20 protein-coding genes and 2 pseudogenes are annotated in these 19,458 nt (G+C 73.8%); 15 read left to right on the forward strand and 7 right to left on the reverse strand.

Annotated elements, in window-relative coordinates:
* Window positions 1-66 precede the first annotated feature (66 nt).
* The 8 genes from ACI78Z_RS07520 to ACI78Z_RS07555 all read left to right on the forward strand — a co-directional run bounded on the left by ACI78Z_RS07520 (window position 67) and on the right by ACI78Z_RS07555 (window position 7,544).
* Window positions 67-402 (forward strand): DUF2568 domain-containing protein, encoded by a 336-nt coding sequence (locus tag ACI78Z_RS07520; RefSeq protein ID WP_457035904.1) that lies wholly within the window; start codon window positions 67-69, stop codon window positions 400-402.
* 26 nt (window positions 403-428) lie between these two features.
* Window positions 429-1,112, forward strand: a complete 684-nt coding sequence (locus ACI78Z_RS07525; protein ID WP_457035905.1) for a hypothetical protein — start codon at window positions 429-431, stop codon at window positions 1,110-1,112.
* Between the two features lie 26 nt (window positions 1,113-1,138).
* Entirely contained in the window at window positions 1,139-1,462 is a 324-nt protein-coding gene (locus ACI78Z_RS07530; protein ID WP_457035906.1) for an antibiotic biosynthesis monooxygenase family protein, read from the forward strand.
* A gap of 98 nt (window positions 1,463-1,560) precedes the next feature.
* The gene (locus ACI78Z_RS07535; RefSeq protein ID WP_457035907.1) at window positions 1,561-2,421 is read left to right on the forward strand and encodes an alpha/beta fold hydrolase; all 861 of its coding nucleotides are present in this window, start codon (window positions 1,561-1,563) and stop codon (window positions 2,419-2,421) included.
* A gap of 174 nt (window positions 2,422-2,595) precedes the next feature.
* Entirely contained in the window at window positions 2,596-5,358 is a 2,763-nt protein-coding gene (locus tag ACI78Z_RS07540) for a LuxR C-terminal-related transcriptional regulator (RefSeq protein ID WP_457035908.1), read from the forward strand.
* Between the two features lie 265 nt (window positions 5,359-5,623).
* Entirely contained in the window at window positions 5,624-6,343 is a 720-nt protein-coding gene (locus tag ACI78Z_RS07545) for a DUF4389 domain-containing protein (protein ID WP_457035909.1), read from the forward strand.
* A gap of 149 nt (window positions 6,344-6,492) precedes the next feature.
* A complete protein-coding gene (locus ACI78Z_RS07550; protein WP_457035910.1) occupies window positions 6,493-6,783 on the forward strand; it encodes a hypothetical protein in 291 nt (96 codons plus the stop codon).
* Entirely contained in the window at window positions 6,780-7,544 is a 765-nt protein-coding gene (locus ACI78Z_RS07555; RefSeq protein WP_457035911.1) for a DUF4386 domain-containing protein, read from the forward strand. The genes ACI78Z_RS07550 and ACI78Z_RS07555 overlap by 4 nt, the downstream gene beginning before the upstream one ends.
* A gap of 108 nt (window positions 7,545-7,652) precedes the next feature.
* On the opposite strand, the gene ACI78Z_RS07560 is transcribed toward ACI78Z_RS07555, so the two are convergent.
* Complete coding sequence (locus ACI78Z_RS07560) at window positions 7,653-8,642, reverse strand: hypothetical protein (protein WP_457035912.1); 990 nt, start codon at window positions 8,640-8,642, stop codon at window positions 7,653-7,655.
* Between the two features lie 32 nt (window positions 8,643-8,674).
* On the reverse strand, window positions 8,675-9,451 hold the full coding sequence (locus tag ACI78Z_RS07565) for a DUF6544 family protein (protein WP_457035913.1): 777 nt from the start codon (window positions 9,449-9,451) through the stop codon (window positions 8,675-8,677).
* A 180-nt stretch (window positions 9,452-9,631) separates the two neighbouring features.
* Here ACI78Z_RS07565 and ACI78Z_RS07570 point away from each other — a divergent pair, with 180 nt between their 5' ends.
* Window positions 9,632-10,417 (forward strand): 2-oxo acid dehydrogenase subunit E2, encoded by a 786-nt coding sequence (locus ACI78Z_RS07570; RefSeq protein ID WP_457035914.1) that lies wholly within the window; start codon window positions 9,632-9,634, stop codon window positions 10,415-10,417.
* Between the two features lie 354 nt (window positions 10,418-10,771).
* On the opposite strand, the pseudogene ACI78Z_RS07575 reads toward ACI78Z_RS07570, so the two are convergent.
* The 4 genes and pseudogenes from ACI78Z_RS07575 to ACI78Z_RS07590 all read right to left on the reverse strand — a co-directional run.
* Window positions 10,772-10,879, reverse strand: a pseudogene (locus ACI78Z_RS07575) (hypothetical protein); the annotation flags it as partial.
* Window positions 10,880-11,016: 137 nt separating this feature from the next.
* Window positions 11,017-11,478 carry a hypothetical protein gene (locus tag ACI78Z_RS07580; protein WP_457035915.1) on the reverse strand — a complete coding sequence of 154 codons (462 nt, stop codon included), beginning with the start codon at window positions 11,476-11,478 and terminating at the stop codon, window positions 11,017-11,019.
* Window positions 11,479-11,604: 126 nt separating this feature from the next.
* Entirely contained in the window at window positions 11,605-11,865 is a 261-nt protein-coding gene (locus tag ACI78Z_RS07585) for a hypothetical protein (protein WP_457035916.1), read from the reverse strand.
* A 94-nt stretch (window positions 11,866-11,959) separates the two neighbouring features.
* The gene (locus ACI78Z_RS07590) at window positions 11,960-12,955 is read right to left on the reverse strand and encodes an NAD(P)/FAD-dependent oxidoreductase (protein ID WP_457035917.1); all 996 of its coding nucleotides are present in this window, start codon (window positions 12,953-12,955) and stop codon (window positions 11,960-11,962) included.
* 92 nt (window positions 12,956-13,047) lie between these two features.
* Between ACI78Z_RS07590 and ACI78Z_RS07595 the strand changes: the two genes are divergently transcribed.
* The 6 genes and pseudogenes from ACI78Z_RS07595 to ACI78Z_RS07620 all read left to right on the forward strand — a co-directional run bounded on the left by ACI78Z_RS07595 (window position 13,048) and on the right by ACI78Z_RS07620 (window position 18,731).
* Entirely contained in the window at window positions 13,048-13,641 is a 594-nt protein-coding gene (locus ACI78Z_RS07595; RefSeq protein WP_457035918.1) for a helix-turn-helix domain-containing protein, read from the forward strand.
* A gap of 248 nt (window positions 13,642-13,889) precedes the next feature.
* Window positions 13,890-14,195: pseudogene (locus ACI78Z_RS07600) on the forward strand (helix-turn-helix transcriptional regulator); the annotation flags it as partial.
* A 272-nt stretch (window positions 14,196-14,467) separates the two neighbouring features.
* Window positions 14,468-16,519 carry a LuxR C-terminal-related transcriptional regulator gene (locus tag ACI78Z_RS07605; protein WP_457035919.1) on the forward strand — a complete coding sequence of 684 codons (2,052 nt, stop codon included), beginning with the start codon at window positions 14,468-14,470 and terminating at the stop codon, window positions 16,517-16,519.
* Window positions 16,520-16,660: 141 nt separating this feature from the next.
* Window positions 16,661-16,921 carry a hypothetical protein gene (locus ACI78Z_RS07610; protein ID WP_457035920.1) on the forward strand — a complete coding sequence of 87 codons (261 nt, stop codon included), beginning with the start codon at window positions 16,661-16,663 and terminating at the stop codon, window positions 16,919-16,921.
* A gap of 29 nt (window positions 16,922-16,950) precedes the next feature.
* On the forward strand, window positions 16,951-17,703 hold the full coding sequence (locus tag ACI78Z_RS07615; protein WP_457035921.1) for a DUF4386 domain-containing protein: 753 nt from the start codon (window positions 16,951-16,953) through the stop codon (window positions 17,701-17,703).
* Complete coding sequence (locus tag ACI78Z_RS07620) at window positions 17,700-18,731, forward strand: NAD(P)-dependent alcohol dehydrogenase (RefSeq protein ID WP_457035922.1); 1,032 nt, start codon at window positions 17,700-17,702, stop codon at window positions 18,729-18,731. The genes ACI78Z_RS07615 and ACI78Z_RS07620 overlap by 4 nt, the downstream gene beginning before the upstream one ends.
* Window positions 18,732-18,837: 106 nt before the next feature.
* Here the strand turns inward: ACI78Z_RS07620 and ACI78Z_RS07625 are convergent, their stop codons facing one another.
* Window positions 18,838-19,359 (reverse strand): hypothetical protein, encoded by a 522-nt coding sequence (locus tag ACI78Z_RS07625; RefSeq protein WP_457035923.1) that lies wholly within the window; start codon window positions 19,357-19,359, stop codon window positions 18,838-18,840.
* Between the last annotated feature and the right edge of the window lie 99 nt (window positions 19,360-19,458).

A 19,458-nucleotide genomic window follows, 5' to 3' on the forward strand; every position in this document is an offset into this window, starting at 1 on the left:
GGGTGGACGCCGGAGATCAACCCGCGCGCCGACGATCCGGCGGCTCCGCGGCGGCACCGTTTCCGCATGCTCGTCGCAGCGCAGGGCCTCAACCTCGCCGTCCGCTTCGGACTGGAGCTGGCGCTGCTGGCCGTCGTCGCCGTCGCCGCGTGGCGAGGCACCCGGTCGCGGGCCGCCCGCCTGGCCGCCGTCGTGCTGCTGCCGGGCGCCGTGGCCGTCGGCTGGGTGCTGCTCGTACACGGCCCCTCCGTTTCGGGGCCGGTACAGATCGCCGCCCAGCTGGCGGCGCTCGCCGTCGGCCTCACCGCACTCCGGCTGCTCGGCGCCCGCCTGCCCACTACCGCTGCGGTCGCCGCGCTCGCCGTTGGCAACGCCGTGCTGCTCGCCATCTGGAATCAGTGACACCCCACCACCCGAGGAGATCCGCCGTGCAGACCGCCATCCCCACCCCCGCCGCCGTGCGTTCGCCCAACGCGCCCGCGGTCGCCGCTGTCGCGTACGTGCTGTCCTGGATTGCCGGCCTGCTGCTGGCGCCGGCCGCACCCGAGCGCGAGGCGCCACCCACGGAGATCACCCGCTTCTACGCCGACCACGGACCGGCCGTGATCTCCTCCGCGCTGCTCGTGCACGGGACCGCCGGCGTCGCGCTCGCCCTACTCACGGTCGGGATCGCCCGGGTCAGTGGCGTCTACGGCGGGCTGCGCCGGGCCGTGGTCGGGATCGGCCTCACCGCCGCGGCGCTATCCCTCCTGCAGTTCGCCCTCGCCGTAGCCGCCGTCGTCGGCGAGCACGCCGACATGACCAGCCGCACGCTTCTGGTCGGCGTCGACTACGTCGACGTGCTCAAGATCGCCCTGCTCGCGGCCTTCGTCGCGGTGGCGACCACCGCGGCCGCACGAGCCGGCGCCGCACCCCGCTGGCTGCAGGTCACTGCAGCCGTCCTCGTTCCCCTGCTGCTGGTGGGCAGCGCATCGCTCTTCGGCGTCGGAGCCCTGATGCCGGTGCTCGCCGTCTCCCTGCTGCTCCTGCTCGCCTGGGCGGCCGCGACCGGCTACCTCGTCTCGCGCTCCGCCCGCTCGCACGCCCAGCCCCAGCCGGCTGGCACCGCCTGACCGGACGCCGCATCCGAGGAGGAGTCATGAGCACCGCGACCCTGATCAACTGCTTCGAGGTAGCACCCGGGCAGGACGAGCGCTTCCTGCAACTGTGGCACCAGGCCGACGGCCTGCTCCGCAGCAGGGGCGGCTACCGCACGACGCGCCTGCACCGGGCGCTCGGACCGCAAGCCCGGTTCCGCTACGTCAACGTGGCCGAACTCGACTCGGTGGAGACCTGGCAGTCCGCCCTCAACACTCCCGAGTTCGCCTCCACCGCCGCGCAGATGGCCGAGTTCTTCCCCTCCCCCGGCCTCTACACGGTGGAGGTCACCCACGGCACGGCAGAGCCGGAGCACGACCGATGAGGGCTGCGTCGGCGGTGCTGAAAGGAGCAGGGCCGGCCGGACCCTCCGATCTAGGCAAAGCCCACGTCGCCCTCCGCCACATCGCCGCAGGTGGTCACGTGGTGGCGGTGACCGTCCGCGGCACCCGGTCCACACCGGCCACACCTGCCGTGGTCATCGTCCCCGGCGCCGGTGACTGCCAGGCGTCCTGGGCACCGGTCGCCGACCGGATGGCCCAGCACACACTGGTGATCAGCTACGACCGGGCCGGCCTGGGCGGCAGCAGCCCCGGCCCGGCTCCGACCGTGCAGGGCTATCTCAACGAGCTGCAGGCCGTGCTCGACAGCTGCCTCCCGGAGGGCCGGTACGTGCTGGTCGGGCACTCCCTCGGGGGTCTGATCACACGCCTGCACGCGCAGCAGCACCCCGACCGGCTGGCCGGCCTCGTGCAGGTCGACGCCACCCCGGAGCAGATCGCCGACGACCGAGCGGTGCGCATCGGCTTCGCCGTCACGGGTGGGCTCGCCCACCTGATGCAGGCCCTCACGCCACTCGGGGTGGTTCGGGCGCTCCTGCGCCTGCGGCGGTTCCCGCTCTACCCGGAGCAACGCACGTTCGAGGCCCGGCTGCGCGACGAGGAGCTCCGGGAGTGGATCGCCGCGGTCAACCGCAGCTTCGGCCTCCGGGGCGCGGCCGGAGCCGAACTCCGCTCCGTGCTGTCCTGCGCCCGTGAGGCGCGGCGGCGCACCACCGGCCTGGTCCGACCCCAGGTCGGCGACCTGCCACTGGTGGTCCTCACCAGCCGAACGTGGGGCGAGAAGTGGCTGACGATGCACCGCGAGCTGGCCTCCCGCTCCAGGTGCGGGATCCACCACGTTCTCGACGACCGCCGGCACAACATCCACATGGCGCATCCCGACGCAGTCGCCGACGCGGTGACCGCCCTCCTCCCGCCTACCAGCACTCCGACCAACCGCTGACCCGCAGCCCGACAAAGCGTCGTCGTGGGCCGGCCTCTCGAGGCCGCCGACTCCATCGACAGCACAGGCCCGTGCTGCCACGATGCGTCTCCGGGAGCCCACCGTCGTAGTCCCCGGCAGTGCACGCCGGTCCGACGGCAGTTGGATGCCTGCCGCTCACGGGAGGTGGTCAGGGTGGGCCCACTGCTCGAGACGAAGCTCCATGTGCCTCGTCGGCGACGCCGTCTGGTCGCCCGTCCCCGGCTGCACGAGCGCCTGAACCGCGGAACGGAGTCGGCGGTCACGCTGGTCTCCGGCCCGGCAGGCTTCGGAAAGACCACGGTGCTGACGGACTGGCTGGCCTCCGACCGGACCGAGGGCCGGTCGGTGGCGTGGCTCTCGCTCGACCAGCGGGACAACGATCCGGCGGTGTTCTGGACCTACCTCCTCGCCGCACTCCGAACCGCGGCGCCGGAGGTGGGCGCGGGCGCGCTGGCACTTCTGCAGTCGCCGCAGGCGTCGACCGAGGCGGTCCTCGCGACGCTGGTCAACGACCTCTCCGCCCTCCCGATCGACGTCGTGCTGGTGCTCGACGACTACCACGTCATCGAGGCACCCGAGGTGCAGGCCGGGATGTCGTTCCTGGTGGAGCACCTGCCCGCGCAGATCCATCTGGTGATCGCCGGCCGCGCCGACCCGGCGCTGCCGCTGGCGCGGTTGCGTGCGCGAGGTGAACTCGCCGAGCTGCGCGCCGCCGATCTGCGCTTCACCAGGGACGAGGCCGCGGCGTACCTCGACGTCGGGATGGGACTGGCGCTGACCGCCGGCGACGTCGCCGTGTTGGAGCAGCGGACCGAGGGCTGGATCGCCGCGCTGCAACTGGCGGCGCTGTCGATGCAGGGCCGGGAGGACGTCAGCGGCTTCATCGCCGGCTTCGCCGGAGACGACCGCTACGTCGTCGATTACCTGGCCGAGGAGGTCCTGCAGCGCCAACCCGAGCTGGTGCGGACCTTCCTGCTGCAGACCTCGATCCTGGGCCGGCTGACCGGCCCGCTCTGTGACGCCGTCACCGGCCAGGACGGCGGCAAGGCGATGCTGGAGGCGCTGGACCGCGCCAACCTCTTCCTGGTGCCGCTCGACGACCGTCGCCGCTGGTACCGCTATCACCATCTGTTCGCCGACGTCCTCCAGGTGCGCCTGCAGGACGAGCAGCCTCACGTCGTCGCCGAACTGCACAGGCGGGCCGGCGAGTGGTTTGAGCGCAGCGGGGAACGGGCGGAGGCGGTCCACCATGCACTGGTTGGCGGGGACACCGCCCGTGCGGCGGACTTGGTCGAGCTGGCGCTGCCGGCGCTGCAGCAGGGCCGGCAGGAGGCCACCATGCGCCGCTGGCTGGAGGCGCTGCCGGACGAGGTGATCCGGGTCCGCCCCGTGTTGAGCGTCGGCTACGCCGCGGCGCTCATGGTCAGCGGCCAGGTCGAAGGCGTCGAGGCGCGACTACAGGACGCCGAACGATGGCTGACCCCGACCCCGGACAGCGGGCAGGACGCCCGGGCGCCGGCGACGGAGATGGTGGTTGCGGACGACGCGGGGTTCCGCCGGCTGCCCAGCGCGATCGCGCTGTACCGCGCCGGGCAGGCCCTGCTGTCCGGCGACGTGGCCGGCACCGTGACGCATGCCCGGCGGGCGCTCGAGCTGGCGGGCGCCGAGGACCATCTCGGGCGCGGCGGGGCGGCCGGTCTCCTCGGCCTCGCCTACTGGGGCAGCGGCGATCTGGATGCCGGGCACCGCTGGTACGCCGAGGCCGCGACCAGCCTGGAGAGGGCTGGGCACCTGTCGGACGTGACCGGCTGCGCGATCGCGCTGGCCGACATCCGCCTCGCACAGGGCCGGCTCGGCGAAGCGATGACGACCTACGAGCGGGCGCTGCGGCTGGTGACTCCCGAGAGCGGGCCGGTGCTGCGCGGCGCAGCGGACATGCACGTGGGCATCGCCGGCGTCCACACCGAGCGCGGGGACGTCGACGCGGCCCGGCGGCACCTCCAGGTGAGTCGGGATCTCGGCGAGCACGTCGGCCTGCCGCAGAACCCGTACCGCTGGCGGGTGGTGATGGCCCGCATCCGCGAGGCAGAGGGAGACGTCGCTGGGGCGCTCGGCCTCTTGGAGGAGGCGGAGCGCCGCTACGTCGGTGACTACTTCCCCGAGGTGCGGCCGGTTGCGGCGCTGCGGGCGCGCGTGCTCGCCCGGCAGGGCCGGTGGGCCGACGCGCTCGCCTGGGCGCAGGAGCAGGGGTTGTCGGTCGAGGACGGCCCGGACTACCTGCGCGAGTTCGAGCACCTCGCCCTGGCCCGGGCGCTCGCGGCACGCTCCGCGGCCGAGGGCGACGCACGGCCGGTGTCCGGGGCCACGCGGCTGCTGGAGCGACTGCTGCACGCGGCGGAGGCAGGCGGAAGGACGGGCAGCGTCCTCGAGGTGCTGGTGGTCCAGGCGCTCGCCCAGCAGGCTCGCGGCGACCTGCCTGCCGCGCTGGCGGCCCTGCGCCGCGCGCTGGCGCTGGCCGAATCCCAGGGTTACGTCCGGATCGTCACCGACGAGGGGCCCCACCTGGCCGTTCTGCTGCGAGGGGCCGCGGCGAAGGGCGCCGGCGCGGGCTACGCCCGCCGGCTCCTTTCGGCCCTGGAGACCGGCGAGGGCAGCGCGCCTGATCCGGCGGGCCTGGTGGACCCGCTGAGCGCTCGCGAGCTGGACGTGCTGCGGCTGCTGGGCAGCGACCTCGACGGCCCGGACATCGCCCGCGAGCTCTTCGTGTCCGTCAACACCGTCCGGACCCACACCAAGAACATCTACGCCAAGCTGGGCGTGACCAACCGCCGCGCGGCCGTCCGCCGGGGTGAGGACCTCGACCTGCTGCCGCGGCATCGCGACCACCCCGGCCGCGTGGCCGTCTCCGACCGGTAAGCCCAGGCGTCCGTCGAGGTTCGCCGGCGGGGCCGGCACCGGCCGCTCACCGCCGCACGCTCCCAGCTCGGATCACCATCCGGATCACCAGACATGGTGATCCGCTCTCACCATCCCCCTCCCTACGTTCCTTCGCACCGGCCCAGGGCGGACCGCCGGCCATGACGACCGGGGTGCCCGGCGGCGACGCAACCGCCGCCACCGGGACGGACCTGCCCTGTGAGGAGGAGATGTGACGGAGACCCGAACGCCGTACCCAGTTCGCGTGGACGCGTCGGAGGACGCGCCGTCGCGAGGACTGTGGCTGGTGAAATGGCTGCTGCTCGTTCCGCACTTCGTGGTGCTGGTGCTCCTGTGGCTGGCCTTCTACGTGGTCGGCGTGATCGCGTTCTTCGCGATCCTGTTCACCGCGCGCTATCCGCGGGGACTGTTCGACTTCAACGTCGGCGTGCTGCGGTGGAGCTGGCGGGTGCACTACTACGGCTACTGGGCGCTGGGCACCGACCGCTATCCGCCGTTCACGCTTGCCGACGTGCCGGACTACCCCGCGCACCTCGACGTCGCCTATCCCGAGCGGCTCTCCCGCGGGCTGGTCTTGGTCAAGTGGTGGCTGCTGGCCATTCCGCACTACATGATCGTGTCGATCTTCGTCGGTGGCGGGATCTGGCTGGCCACCCGGACCGGTGACGCCGACAGCAGCTGGGAGGCCAGCGTCAGCCTGCTGTCCCTGCTGGTGTGCATCGCGGCGATCGTGCTGCTGTTCACCGGTCACTACCCCAAGCCGCTGTACGACTTCATCTTGGGCGTGGACCGCTGGGTGCTGCGGGTGGCCGCCTACACCGCGCTGATGACCGACCGCTATCCGCCGTTCCGGCTCGACCAGGGCGGCACCGACCCCGGCTCGGTGCCCACCGGTCCCCCGCCGCCGGCCCCCGCCGGCGAGCCGGCGACCGTACCGCCGGCCCCGGCCGCGCCGGCGCGGTGAACACGCGCCGACCCGGTCCATAGATCCGGAGCGGGCAGGACAGCCGGCGCAGCCCGTCGCTCGCCCGCCACCCGCCGTGCGCAGCCCGACCCCGGGCCGCTCACCTGGTCGTCGGCCACCACCCCAGTCGCACCGGACAGGGGGACTCGATGACGAAGCAGACCGCCGGCCGCTCGTCCGACTCGAGCCGCTACGAGATCCGCCTCGGGGGCCACCTCGAGCCCCGGTGGGCCGCCTGGTTCGACGGAATGGCCCTCATCCAGCAGAGCGACGGCACCACGGTCATCCAGGGCCCGGTGATCGACCAGGCCACGCTGCACGGGCTGCTGCAGCGCGTCCGCGACCTGGGGCTGCCGCTGCTCGGGGTCACCCAGCTCGACCCGGACCAGCCGCACACCTCCAGCAACTCATCCCATCCGTCCCGGAAGGACAAGCCATGACCACCACCGCGCTCACCCCCGCGGCGACCCGACCGTCGCCCGACCCGATGCGTCGGACCTCCCTGGCCGCCGGCGTCCTCTACCTGATCACTTTCGTGTCGATCCCCACCCTGATCGTGTTCCAGCCGGTGCGGGACGGCGCCGCCTTCGTCTCGGGCGCCGGCAGCGACGCCGGCGTGCTGTGGGGGGCCTTCTCCGAGGTCATCGTCGCCCTCGCCGGCATCGGCACGGCCGTCGTGCTGTTCCCGGTCGCGAAGCGGGTGAGCGAGACGGCCGCCCTCGGCTTCGTCACCTCCCGCGTGGTCGAGGGCGCCCTGATCATCGTCGGCGTCGTCAGCGTTCTCACATTGGTCACCCTGCGCACCGACGTCGCCGGCACCACCGGCGCGGACCCGGCATCGCTGGGCACCACCGGCCACACCCTGGCCGCGACCTACGACTGGACCTTCCTGCTCAGCCAGAGCCTCGCGCCGGTCTTCAACGCGCTGTGCCTCGGCTACGTGCTGTACCGGTCCGGCCTCGTGCCCCGCATCCTGCCCACCATCGGGCTCATCGGCGCCCCTCTGCTGCTGGCCGCCGACATCGCGATCTTCTTCGGCGTCTTCGACCGGACGGGCCCGATCGCGCTCGCCGCGCTGCCGATCGCCGTGTGGGAGTTCTCGCTCGGCGTCTACCTGACCGTCAAGGGCTTCAAGCCCGCAGCCGTCGCGGCCCTCCCCCGGTTCGCCGCAGACCGGAACCCCGACCTGTCACCGGCCTGAGCGCGCACCGTTCCCCGCTCCGGTCGCTCCGCACTCGCGGAACGGCCGGGGTCGGCTTCGACACCACGATCTGAGCGGGGCCGGCCGGTGCAGGCGGAAGCGGTCGCGCTACCGGACTCGTCGGCGGCGGAGCAGTGCCGCTCCGGCAGCGGTGACGAGCCAGGGGTGGGCGCTGGCCCAGAGGGTGGCGCGCAGAGCGCGGCGCAGCAGGTCGGCCTGTCGCGCGGAGGAGGGCGGCGCCCCCGCGGGTGTCCAGTCGAAGGTCCGCAGGTGCCCGAGGAAGCCCTGCCAGACGCAGCCCTCGAGGCTGTGCACGTAGATCTGGTCGGTGAAGTGCCGGGCCAGGCGCAGATCGCGGGTGAACTCCTCCCAGGTCTGGGTGGGCATCTGCGGATGCCCGGGAACGTCCGGGCCGCCGCCCGTGGTGCCGACCGCGATGGCGGTCGCCTCGGGCCCGTAGCTCCACAACAGCCCGGGTCCGACGCCGCGCATGAACGAGGTGTACTGCATGTACACCTCGCGGTCGGTGCGCACGTCGACCAGGCCGAGGACGCGCTGCAGCAGGGTGGAGCCGGCCCGGCGTTCGTCGGCGATCAGCGGGAATTGGTAGTTCTCCACCGGCCAGCCGTCGGCGTGGATGCGCTCGACCAGGGCGGCGTAGTCGGCCCGCGCGCGGGCCGGCCGTGCGGTGTCGGCCAGCCGCGGACCGAGTACCCGCAGCAGCCCCCAGGGGTTGCGGCTGGCCTGCCAGTAGACGGCGACGTCGGGTTCGATGTCCAGGCCGACGGCGTCCCAGCGCAGGCCGTGCTCCTTTGTCCACTCGGTGAACCGCGCGTAGCTGGCCCGGGCCTGCGGCACGTTGTCCGGCGTGAAGTAGTAGCCCTGATCGGCCGGGAGCAGCGGCACGCCGACGACGGGGAGCCCGGCTCCGTTCAGCAGTTGGACGACGCGGGCCCGCTCGGCGGAGTAGTCGGACAGCATCAGCACGACGCGGGCCTGCAGTGCCTGCAGATCGGCGAGCACCGACGCGTCGTCGAACAGAGCGGTGAGCCGCGGGGCGTCCAGCTCGCAGGCGAACGACAGGGTGGGTGGCTGCATCGGGTCCTCTCCTGCGGCCGGTGGGCGGCCGCTCACTGGAACACGGCGTCGGTGATCTCGGCGCGGAAGAACTCACCGGCCTCCTGCCGGTCGGTGCCCCACCACCAGCCGGCGCGCAGGACCGACGGAAGGGTCACGCCGCCGAAGGTGCGTTCGGCCTCGACGGCGACGCCGAACGGGTACCGGCTGAACGGCTGCCGGTCCGGGTTGCCCCAGCGCTGAACCAGCGCCTCTCGCAGCCGCCCGTCCGGGCCGACGCGCAGCTGCACGGACTCCTCGTGATCGCCGATCCGCCAGGTGGCCACCGCGGTGTCCGGCTCGGGGCCGGCCGACCAGGCGGCACCGCCGAAGGCGGTCGGCAGCCAGCAGATGCCCTCGCCGGCGAGCCGGCCGGCGGCGCTGCGGGTGACGTCCGGCCCGGCGCCGGTCATCACCGGGATCAGCCTGAGCAGCCGCCAGCGCATCTGCCCGGTGCCGGAGCTGTACCGGTCGAAGCCGGTGACCGGCAGCCCGGCGAACCGGGTGGTCGCCGCCCAGATGAAGCCGTGCGGCGGGGCAAGCAGCTGGCGGGCGGTGAACGGCCGCCACGCCCCGAGCTTGATGTGCCCGCGCATCGTCAGCTGGACCGACGACCACAGCGGTGTGCCGGCCGCGACCGCGTGGGTCAGCCAGCGGCGCGCCGCCGCCGGCAGACCGGTGACGAGGTCGGCGGCGAACCGCCCCGGCGGCGCGCCCGCGGTGGCCAGGCGGGCCCACTCGGCACGCACCGGCCGCGCCGCGCTAGGCGCCTTCGCCAGGTCGGCGGTCACGCGCCCTGCCGGGCGGCGCCTGCGGCCGGTAGCCGGGGCCGCGCCCGGCGGGCCGGTTCGGTCGGCGCGTGCCGCGCGCCCGCCGCGGCGGCGCCCAGCACGGCTGGCGGTCCCATGCGGCCGCAGCATAGGACTGCGCGCAGGCTGCACGTTCCCGACCACCCGCGAGGAGAGCCCAGCATGCGCCCCGACGAACGCCACGAGACCCGGCCCTTCCTGAAGATCCGCCGCGCCTACATCGACGTGCTGACCGCCGGGCAGCGCAAGCACCTCATCCACGGCCTGGTGCTGCTCGACGTGACAGAGGCCCGGCGGCGACTGCACCGCGACGGACCGGGTCCGGCCCCGCTGTCGTTCACCGCATGGGTGCTGCACTGTGTCGCGGGTGCCGTTGACGCCGACCGGCTCGTGCACGCCTACCGGCGGCGCGATCGGCTGTTCCTCTTCGCCGACGTCGACGTCAACACCCAGGTCGAGGCCGACCTCTCCGGACAGAAGGTGGTCAAGTCGATCATCGTGCGGGCCGCGAACCGGAAGACGGTGCAGCAGATCAGCGCCGAGATCCGCGCCGCCCAGCAGGAGCAGCCCGGCGACGGGCGCCGGTACCGCGGCACCCTCGCCGTTGTCGGCCTACCCCGCCCGCTCCGCTCCCTGGGCTGGCGGGCGGTGATGCGGAACCCGCGTTGGATCAAGCGGTTCGGCGGCACGGTCGGTCTGTCCGCGGTCGGCATGTTCGGCACCGACGGCGGCTGGGGCATCGTCGCCGCCCCGCCGACGCTGATGGTCGTTGTCGGCGGCATCTCCACCCAGCCGCGGCTCATCGACGGCCAGCTGCAGGACCGGCAGTTTCTGCACGTCACCCTCAGCTTCGATCACGACGTCGTCGACGGCGGCCCGGCCGCGCGGTTCGCCGCCCGCCTCGCTGAGCTGGTCGAGAGCGCCGACGGGCTGCCGGCCGTGGCATGAGCGGGGTCCCACTCCTCCGGGCGGATGAACACCGCCGGGCTGCGCACCGCGCCGACGCCGGCCGAGCGGACGCGGCGCACCCGGCCCAGCGGGGTGGCCGCGGCACAGGCCCACGCCGTCGTGCACGCCCACCACGCCGCCCGCCACCGTGATGGGCACGGTCACGGGCGCGGTGACGCGCACGGCACTACTGAGCCCCGGCCGACCGGTACGCGCAGGGAGGAGCACGAAGGGCACGCGCACCACTGAGCAGCACTCCCGCCGCACAGCAGCGCGGAACGAGGCCCGGGCCGTCAGTGCCGCGGCGTTGGAACGGCGAACGCGGCGGGCACCGCCTGCACGTTTGGCGTCGACTTACTCGCGGGCGACCGGGTCCCGCGTGATCAGCAGCCGGGTCCACAGCCGGCCGATCAGCATGTCGATCAGCAGTTCCTGGTCGACCGACGGGTCGAGCGCGCCGCTCGCGACGGCCTGATGTCACCGCTGGGCGGGTACGCCAGATCCTGCGTCGCGGGAGTGAGCCGGCCTCGGGCCGCCAGGGTGACCTGCAGCGAACCTCGGCCGACGTGCCGCCCGGACGGGCGGCACGTCCTGTGGGATCAGGCGGCTGTTCTGCGCCACGGGTCGCCCTTCGCCGTGACGTACCGCTGCCAGACGTACCGCCAGGGCGTGACGGCCACGATGATGACCTCCGGCGCGAAGCTGACGATGATCTCGCTCATGGCCGGGTCGACGTCGCCGGCGAGCACCGCGGGCAACCCCACGACGGACAGCCAGATCACCTTCCACAGGGTCTCGAACAGCAGGATCGGCAGTAGCCGCACCGGGTAGCGCAGTCCGAGGAACGCCAGCAGCGACATGGCGGTGAGCAGGACGGCGACGACACCCTCGTACAGCGGGAAGTCGCGGTCGTAGCCGATGACGATCGGCCACTTCACCAGGGCGAGACCGACGCCCATCACCAGGTAGCCGATCCGCATCAGGTTCAGCCGCCAGGTCGGCAGGTCCGCGGGGGTGGCGGCCTTGCCCGTTGGGTCGAGGGCGGTCCGGGCGACGGTCATGGCGGTCTCCTCGGGTCGGTGTCGCGGCGACTGCCGCGGGCGTCGCTGAAGCTAGGAGCGGTCGCGGTGGGCGCGGATCACCACACGATGTGAGAAGGCGTGGTGATTTCGGCGCGGCGGCCCAGATCAGTGGGCGGGTTGGCGGGCGAGCAGCCGGGCGCGGAGCCGGTGCAGGCGCGGCATGAGGCCGTACATGACGATCGGGACCGCGATCGTGGCGACGATGACGGTGCGCAGCACGACCGGGGTGCCGGTGAGCAGGCTGCTCAGCGCGACGTTGAGCACGATCAGGGTCGGCAGCACGGCGAGCCAGATCATCAGCGCCAGCTGGTGCTTCGACGGCGGCGGGACCGGCGTGGGCGTGCGGTGCGCGGGGTCGGTGGGCATGGTGTTCTCCTCGTGAGGTGCCGCGGTCCGTCTGGCCGCGGCGCAGGTGGGTGACCGCCCCGTGGGCGGCCGCTGGGTGGGGGCCGGGTGGCGGCTACAGCCCGTGCCGGCGCGCGCCGAGCAGGGCGGTGGTGAGCCGGGCCTCGGTCGCGGCGGAGAAGACGCCGCCGGCCGTGTGGTGCTCGTCGACCGCGCGGTCGATGTCCTCGGCGACCAGGTCGGCGTTGATCGCTATCCCCGCAGTGTTGCCGGCGCCGGCCGCGGCGATGACCTGCCCGCGTGGGTCGACGACGTTGCCGGCCGCCCAGACTCCCGCGGTGCTGGTCCGGCCGGTGGCGTCGACGGTGACGAACCCGGCGTCGTCGGTCCGGCAGCCCAGCCCGCCCAGCAGGCCGTCGGGGTGTGGGGTGTTGCCGGGGCGGAGGAACACCGCGCTCCGCGGCACCACCCGGCCGTCGGCCAGCTGGACGCCGGTCAACCGGTCGTCCTCGACCACGAGCCGGGCCACCTCGCCGTGCACCAGCTGGATGCCGCGGGCCCGCAGCTGCTCCCGCTCGAGGGCGGTCAGCGGGTGGATGTGGGCGAAGAAGACCACGTCGTCGGACCACTGGCGGATCAGCTGCGCGTGCGCGACCGCACCCGGGCCGGTGTTCAGCACGCCGAGCGGGGAGTCGCGGACCTCCCACCCGTGGCAGTACGGGCAGTGCAGCAGGTCCCGGCCCCACCGCTCACGGACGCCGGGGATGTCCGGCAGCGCGTCGCTGACGCCGGTGGTGAGCAGGATCCGGCGGGCGTGGAGCACCCGGCCGCCGGCGAGGCGGAAGACGAAGCCTGGCTCGATGCCGACCACCCGGTCAGCGACGAGTTCGACGCCGTAGCCGGCGATCTCGGCCCGCCCGGCGGCCAGCAGTTCGGCCGGGGGCATCCCGTCGCGGGACAGGAAGCCGTGCATCTGCGCGGCGGGGGCGTTGCGGGGCGCGCCGGCGTCGACCACCGCCACCCGGCGACAGGCCCGGCCCAGCACCAGCGCCGCGCTCAGCCCGGCCGCGCCGCCGCCGACCACCACCACGTCGCGAACCTTCGTCTCCATGACGATCACCTCCGCGCCGAAGGTTCGGGGGGCGCGGCGGCCGGTGACAACGATCGTTGCCATTTCCGGGAACGGCTGATGGGGTGACCGGCGTGCGACACTCGGCGGCGATCGCGGCGGCGCTGGCCGAGGTGGGGCCGCGGCTGAAGCGGGTGCGAACCCAGCGCGGCATCACTCTCACCGAGCTGGCCGCGGCCACCGGAGTCTCCAAGAGCACCCTGTCCCGGCTGGAGTCCGGGCAGCGCAAGCCCAGCCTGGAGCTGCTACTGCCGATCGCGCAGGCGCACCGGATCCCGCTGGAGGAGCTGATCGGCGCACCCGAGGTCGGCGACCCCCGGGTGCGTTTCACCCCGCGGCGGCGCAACGGCCGCATCGTCGTCCCGCTGACCCGCAACCCCGGCGGGCTGCAGGCCTGGAAGACGATCATTCCGCCCGAGCCCGGCGAGCCCGAGCTTCGCACCCACGAGGGCTACGAGTGGCTCTACGTGCTGGCCGGCCGAGTGCGGCTGATCCTGGCCGACCACGACCTCATCCTGTCTCCCGGCGAGGTCGCCGAGTTCGACACCCGGCTGCCGCACTGGTTCGGACCCGCTGACGACCAGCCGGTGGAGATCCTCAGCCTGCTGGGCCGTCAGGGGGAACGCATCCACGTTCGGGCCGCCCCCCGCCGAGCCGACCGCACCTGATCGTGCTGGAGCGGAGCGAAGAGCATCGACACCGTCCGTATCCGACTGCCACGATGCGTCTCCGGAGCCGACGGTGTGGCCGGTGACCAGAGCCGTCGACGCCGGGGCATGGCCCCTCCAGGAAGGTGGTGGCGGTGGGGCCCCTGTTCGCCACCAAGCTGCACGTGCCCCGCCGACGACGTGGCCTGGTGGCGCGCCCCCGGCTCAGCGAGCGCCTGGACCGCGGGGTCGATGCCGCGCTGACCCTGGTGTCCGCGCCGGCCGGGTTCGGCAAGACCACCCTGTTGACGGAGTGGCTGGCCGCTGCCGACCGGCGCTCGACGGCGTGGCTGTCCCTCGACGCCCGGGACAACGACCCGAGCACGTACTGGACCTACCTCATCGCCGCGCTCCAGACGGCGGTGCCCGGCGTGGCGGCCGGCGCGCTCGCGCTGCTGCGGGAGCCGCATGCGTCGCTCGACGAGGTGCTCACGACCCTGGTCAACGAGCTGGACGCGGCCCCCGACGACCTGGTCCTTGTGCTCGACGACTACCACGCCATCGCCACGCCCCAGATTCACGACCGGATGGCCTTCCTCGTGGAGCACCTGCCTCCGCACGTACACCTGGTGATCGCCACCCGCGCCGACCCGGCCCTGCCGGTGGCCCGGTGGCGGGCGCGCGGCGAGCTCGTCGAGGTCCGCGCCGACGACCTGCGTTTCACCGCCGAGGAGGCCGCGGCCTACCTCACCGAGGCGATGGGGCTGGCGCTGACCGCCGAACACGTCGCGGCGCTGGAGGCGCGCACCGAGGGCTGGGTCGCGCGCTGCAGCTGGCCGCGCTGTCGATGCAGGGCCGCGACGACCCCGGCGACTTCATCACCGGGTTCGCCGGCGACGACCGGTACATCGTCGACTACCTCGCCGAGGAGGTGCTGCAGCGCCAGCCCGACGACGTCCGCCACTTCCTCCTGCGGACCTCCATCCTCCACCGGCTCACCGGCCCGCTGTGCGACGCCGTCGTCGGCGGGGACGGCGGCCGGGCACGGCTGGAGGCCCTCGAGCGCGCCAGCCTGTTCCTGGTGCCGCTCGACGACCGTCGGCGGTGGTACCGCTACCACCACCTGTTCGCCGACGTGCTGCACGCGCGGCTGCTCGCCGAGCAGCCCGACCGGGTACCCGAGCTGCACCGGCGGGCCAGCGGCTGGCACGCCGAGCACGGTGAGCCGTCCGAGGCGATCCGGCACGCCCTCGCCGGTGGGGACGCCCAGCGGGCCGCCGACCTGGTCGAGGCCGCGATGCCGGCGGCCCGGCAGAACCGCCACGACACCACGCTGCGCCACTGGTTCAGGCAGCTGCCCGAGCACGTGCTGCGCAACCGGCCGGTGCTGCGCGCCGGCTACGCGGGCGCCATCCTGGTGCACGGCGAGCTGGACGGGGTGGAGGAGCACCTGCGCGACGCCGAGCGCTGGCTGGACTCGCTGGCGCCCGCCGACGCCGCCCCGCAGGACACCACGCCGGCCGCCACGCCCACGGAGGACCCGGCGCTCGTCCGGGCCGTGCGCAGCCAGGTCGCGGTCTACCGCGCCGCGCAGGCCCGGGTGACCGGCGACCTGGCCGGCACCATGACCCACGCGCAGCGCGTGATCGACCTTGCCGACCCCGACGACCACCTGGTCCGAGGGGCGGCCGCCGGGCTGCTGGGGCTGGCGCACTGGAGCAGCGGCGAGCTGGCGGCCGCGCACCGGTGGTGGAGCGACTCCCGCGGCGAGCTGGAACGGGCCGGGCACCACTCCGACACCCTCGGCGTCGCCCGCGCGCTGGCCGACATCCGCATCGCGCAGGGCCGGCTCCGCGACGCGCTGGCCACCTTCCAGCACGGGCTGGCCGCCGCGACCCGGCACGGCCCGACGGTGCTGCGCGGCGCGGCCGACATGCACGTCGGCCTGAGCGAGCTGTGCCGGGAACGCGACGAGCTCGACGCCGCGCGCGAGCACCTGGCCGCCGCCACGCAGCTCGGCGAGCACGCCGGCCTGCCGCAGTACCGGCACCGCTGGCGGGTGGCGATGGCCCGGGTGCGGGAGGCCGAGGGAGACCTCGACGGCGCCGTCGACCTGCTCGACGAGGCCGAGCGGTGCTACGTCAGCGACATGTTCCCCGACGTGCGGCCGATCGCGGCGCTGCGCGCGCGGGTGTGGCTGGCCCAGGGCCGGCTCGGCACGGCGTTCGACTGGACCCGCCAGCGCGGGCTCGACCCCGCCGACGACCTGTTCTACCTGCGCGAGTTTGAGCACGTCACGCTGGCCCGGGCGCTGCTGGCCGAGCACGCCACCTCCGGCGACCGGACTCCGCTGCAGCAGGCCACCGGGCTCCTGGAGCGGCTGCTGGCCGCTGCGCGGGACGGCGGACGGGCCGGCACGGTCATCGAGCTGCTCGTGCTGCGAGCGCTGGCCCACCAGCACCAGGGCGACGTCCCCGGCGCGCTCGGCGCGCTGGAGCTCGCGGAGCCCGAAGGCTACGTGCGGAGCTTCGTCGACGAGGGTCCGCCGCTGGCCGCGCTGCTGAAGGCCGCCGTGCATAAGGGGTCCGCACCCGAGTACGCCCGTCGACGGCTGGGCGCCGCCACGCAGGCCGGCGGCGGGATACCCGCGCCGCGGGGCCCGGTCGAGCCGCTGAGCGCCCGCGAGCTCGAGGTGCTGCGGCTGCTGGGCACCGATCTGGACGGCCCCGGCATCGCCCGCAAGCTGTTCGTCTCGCTGAACACCCTGCGCACGCACACCAAGAACGTCTACGCCAAGCTCGGGGTGAACAGCCGCCGCGCCGCGGTCCGCCGCGGCGAGGAGCTCAACCTCATGGCCCGGACCGGGCAGCGCCCCGGCCGCACGGTCGGCGACCGGTAGGCCCGGCCCGAATCACCACCCGGATCACCACACATGGTGATCCGCTCTCCCCACCCCAGTTCCTACGTTTCGTCCGCACCGAAACGAACGCCGGAACGCCGCACCGCAGCCCTTCCGGCCTGGCCCGGACAGGGGGACCCGATGACCAAGACCACCGGCGGTCCTCCGCCCAGCCCCAGCCGCTACGAGATCCGGCTGCGCGGCCGCCTCGACCCGCGCTGGGCCACCTGGTTCGACGGGATGACCCTCACCACCGCCGACGACGGCACCACCGCCCTGCGCGGCCCGGTGACCGACCAGGCCGCACTGCACGGCCTCCTGCAGAAGGTGCGCGACCTCGGCCTGCCGCTGCTCTCGGTCACCCCGCTCGACGCGGAGCACCCGCGCACCGCCACCACCTGACCCGCCACCACACCCGAAGGGACCCCGCCATGAGCATCAGCTCACCTCCCGCCGCGACGACCCGACCCGCGACGGACCCGATGCGACAGACCGCATTCCTCGGCGGCCTGCTGTACGTCATCACCTTCGCTGCCTCGATCCCTGCCGCCTTCTACTTCCTTGCCCCCGTCCTCGACAACCCGGACTACGTCCTGGGCTCAGGGTCCGACGCGCGCGTCATCACCGGCGGCCTGCTCGACGTGGTCACCGCCATCGCCGGCATCGGCACCGCGGTCGTGTTGTTCCCGGTGGTGAGGCGGCAGAACAGAACTCTGGCGCTCGGCTTCGTCACCTCCCGCCTGCTCGAAGCCGCGATCATAGTCATCGGTGTCGTCAGCCTCCTCGCGATCGTGACGCTGCGAAAGGACTTCGCCGGAGCGCCCGGCGCCGACACGGACTCTCTGTCCACCACCGCCGCATCACTCGTCGCGGTCCGCGACTTCACCTTCCATCTCGGTCCCGGCTTCATGGCAGCGGTGAACGCCCTCTTGCTCGGCAGCCTCATGTATCGCTCCGGCTTGGTTCCGCGCGTCATCCCGGTGATGGGCCTCATCGGAGCCCCGCTGCTCCTCGCGGCCAAGATCGCGACGGTCTACGGTGTCAACGACGACTCCACGATGTGGTCGGTGATCGCCCTGGCGCCGATCTTCTTCTGGGAGCTGTCGCTGGGCATCTACCTGGTCGTCCGCGGCTTCCGGCCCTCCGCCGTCGCCGCGCTGCCGCCCGCGCAGGCCATCCGATGAGGGCCGCGGTCTACCGCCGCTTCGGCGGCCCGGACACCGTCCACGTCGAAGAGGTTCCCCGGCCGCCGGTCGGCCCGGACGACGTGCTCATCCGTGTGCACACCAGCACCGTCAGCGCCGCCGACCACCGCGCCCGCACCCGCGAGGTGCCCCGCGGGCTCGCCCTGCTCGCCGCGGCGGGGATCGGCGTCTTCCGGCCGAAGCACCCGGTGCTCGGCTTCGACGCCGCCGGCGTCGTCGAGGCCGTCGGTTTCCGGCTGGAGCGGTTCCGGACCGGCGACGAGGTACTCGCCATGACGGGCGGGCAGTTCGGCGGGCACGCCGAGTACGCCCGGGTGCCGGGCGGGGCGGCGATCGCGCACAAGCCGCGGAACATGTCGTTCGAGGACGCGGTGACGTTGGTCTTCGGCGGCCTGACCGCCCACGCCTTCCTCAAGCAGGCGTCGCTGCGACCGGGTGCAGCGGTGCTGGTCAACGGGGCCTCGGGCGCGGTCGGCACCGCCGCCGTGCAGCTCGCCGCGCACGCCGGCGCCCACGTCACCGGCGTGTGCAGCGACGCCAACCGGGAGCTGGTCACCTCGCTGGGCGCCGACCGGGTGATCGACTACACCACCGAGGACTTCACCGCCGGGCCGGCCAGCTACGACGTGCTCGTCGACTGCGTCGGCAACGCCCCGTTCGAACGGGTGCGGCACCTGCTGAAGCCGGGCGGTGCGCTGCTGCTGGTGATCACCGACCTGCGCGGGCTGCTGCTCGCACCGCTGCGCAGCCGGCGGACCGGCCACCTGGTCACCGCCGACGTCGGCAAGCCCACCGCCGAGGACCTGGCCCACCTCGTGGACCTCGCGGAGGCCGGCTCCTTCCAGGCGGTCCGCGACCGGACCTACGACCTCGCCGACATCGTCGAGGCGCATCGCTACGTCGACACCGGCCGCAAGCGCGGCAACGTCATCGTCCGCATCCCCGGCGCGGCGGCCGGACCCCGCCAGTCGTCCAGCACCACGAGCACCGAAGAGGCATCGCCATGATGGAGGCGCAGGAGCTGACCAAGCGCTGCCGCGGCACGTCCCGAGGTGCAGCGGGGCCCCCTCTCCGGACGGACCGGCGCCGGGATGCAGTGTGGTGTCGGTGCGGTCAGGTCGCCGGCGCGGCGATGCGGGCGCGCAGCGCGGCGGCGTCCAGCCACACCTCGTCGACGTCCACGGCATCCTCGTCCACGCAGTCCAGCGCGGCCGGCGGGACCGTGCGGTACGGGGTTCCGGCCTGCCAGCCCCGGCTGTCCGGATGGCGCCCCTCGGGGTCCTCCTCCAGGTCCGCGACGCGGATCGCGCCGGGAACGTCATCCCCGTCGACGAGGACGAGGCTCCCGTCGGCGGCGGTACAGACGACGGCGTCCATGTGCAGGTGCGGGAAGATGTCGTGGTCGGTCGGGGTGAAGCCCTTGTCGTAGCGGCAGTCGATGCCCTCGCAGGCGTAGCCCACGACGTGGGTGATGTCCGGGCGGGGCAGCAGCGCGGCGGCGAGGTCGTCCAGGACGGCCTCCATCTCCTCGCAGCGGGCGGCCCAGCGCAGGTCGACGGCGTGGGCGCGCCGGTCGGCGACGCGGGCGGCGAGCCGCTCCTCGGGGGTGGGACGCGGGCGGATCAGCGCGGACATGACGGAACTCCTCGAGCAGACGAGATGGGGCAGGACGCCGCACACCGTCCGCAGCCCGCCGGCATCGGCAGTGAGCCGTTCTCCTCCGACCAACTCCTC

The organism is Geodermatophilus sp. SYSU D01176, assembly GCF_054050015.1.

Bases quoted from the DNA above. Each gene is read 5' to 3' on its own strand.
- ACI78Z_RS07520 (WP_457035904.1), top strand. From the start codon at position 67: ATGCTCGTCGCAGCGCAGGGCCTCAACCTCGCCGTCCGCTTCGGACTG.
- ACI78Z_RS07530 (WP_457035906.1), top strand. From the start codon at position 1,139: ATGAGCACCGCGACCCTGATCAACTGCTTCGAGGTAGCACCCGGGCAG.
- ACI78Z_RS07550 (WP_457035910.1), top strand. From the start codon at position 6,493: ATGACGAAGCAGACCGCCGGCCGCTCGTCCGACTCGAGCCGCTACGAG.
- ACI78Z_RS07555 (WP_457035911.1), top strand. From the start codon at position 6,780: ATGACCACCACCGCGCTCACCCCCGCGGCGACCCGACCGTCGCCCGAC.
- ACI78Z_RS07560 (WP_457035912.1), bottom strand. From the start codon at position 8,642: ATGCAGCCACCCACCCTGTCGTTCGCCTGCGAGCTGGACGCCCCGCGG.
- ACI78Z_RS07570 (WP_457035914.1), top strand. From the start codon at position 9,632: ATGCGCCCCGACGAACGCCACGAGACCCGGCCCTTCCTGAAGATCCGC.
- ACI78Z_RS07580 (WP_457035915.1), bottom strand. From the start codon at position 11,478: ATGACCGTCGCCCGGACCGCCCTCGACCCAACGGGCAAGGCCGCCACC.
- ACI78Z_RS07585 (WP_457035916.1), bottom strand. From the start codon at position 11,865: ATGCCCACCGACCCCGCGCACCGCACGCCCACGCCGGTCCCGCCGCCG.
- ACI78Z_RS07590 (WP_457035917.1), bottom strand. From the start codon at position 12,955: ATGGAGACGAAGGTTCGCGACGTGGTGGTGGTCGGCGGCGGCGCGGCC.
- ACI78Z_RS07605 (WP_457035919.1), top strand. From the start codon at position 14,468: ATGCAGGGCCGCGACGACCCCGGCGACTTCATCACCGGGTTCGCCGGC.
- ACI78Z_RS07610 (WP_457035920.1), top strand. From the start codon at position 16,661: ATGACCAAGACCACCGGCGGTCCTCCGCCCAGCCCCAGCCGCTACGAG.
- ACI78Z_RS07615 (WP_457035921.1), top strand. From the start codon at position 16,951: ATGAGCATCAGCTCACCTCCCGCCGCGACGACCCGACCCGCGACGGAC.
- ACI78Z_RS07620 (WP_457035922.1), top strand. From the start codon at position 17,700: ATGAGGGCCGCGGTCTACCGCCGCTTCGGCGGCCCGGACACCGTCCAC.
- ACI78Z_RS07625 (WP_457035923.1), bottom strand. From the start codon at position 19,359: ATGTCCGCGCTGATCCGCCCGCGTCCCACCCCCGAGGAGCGGCTCGCC.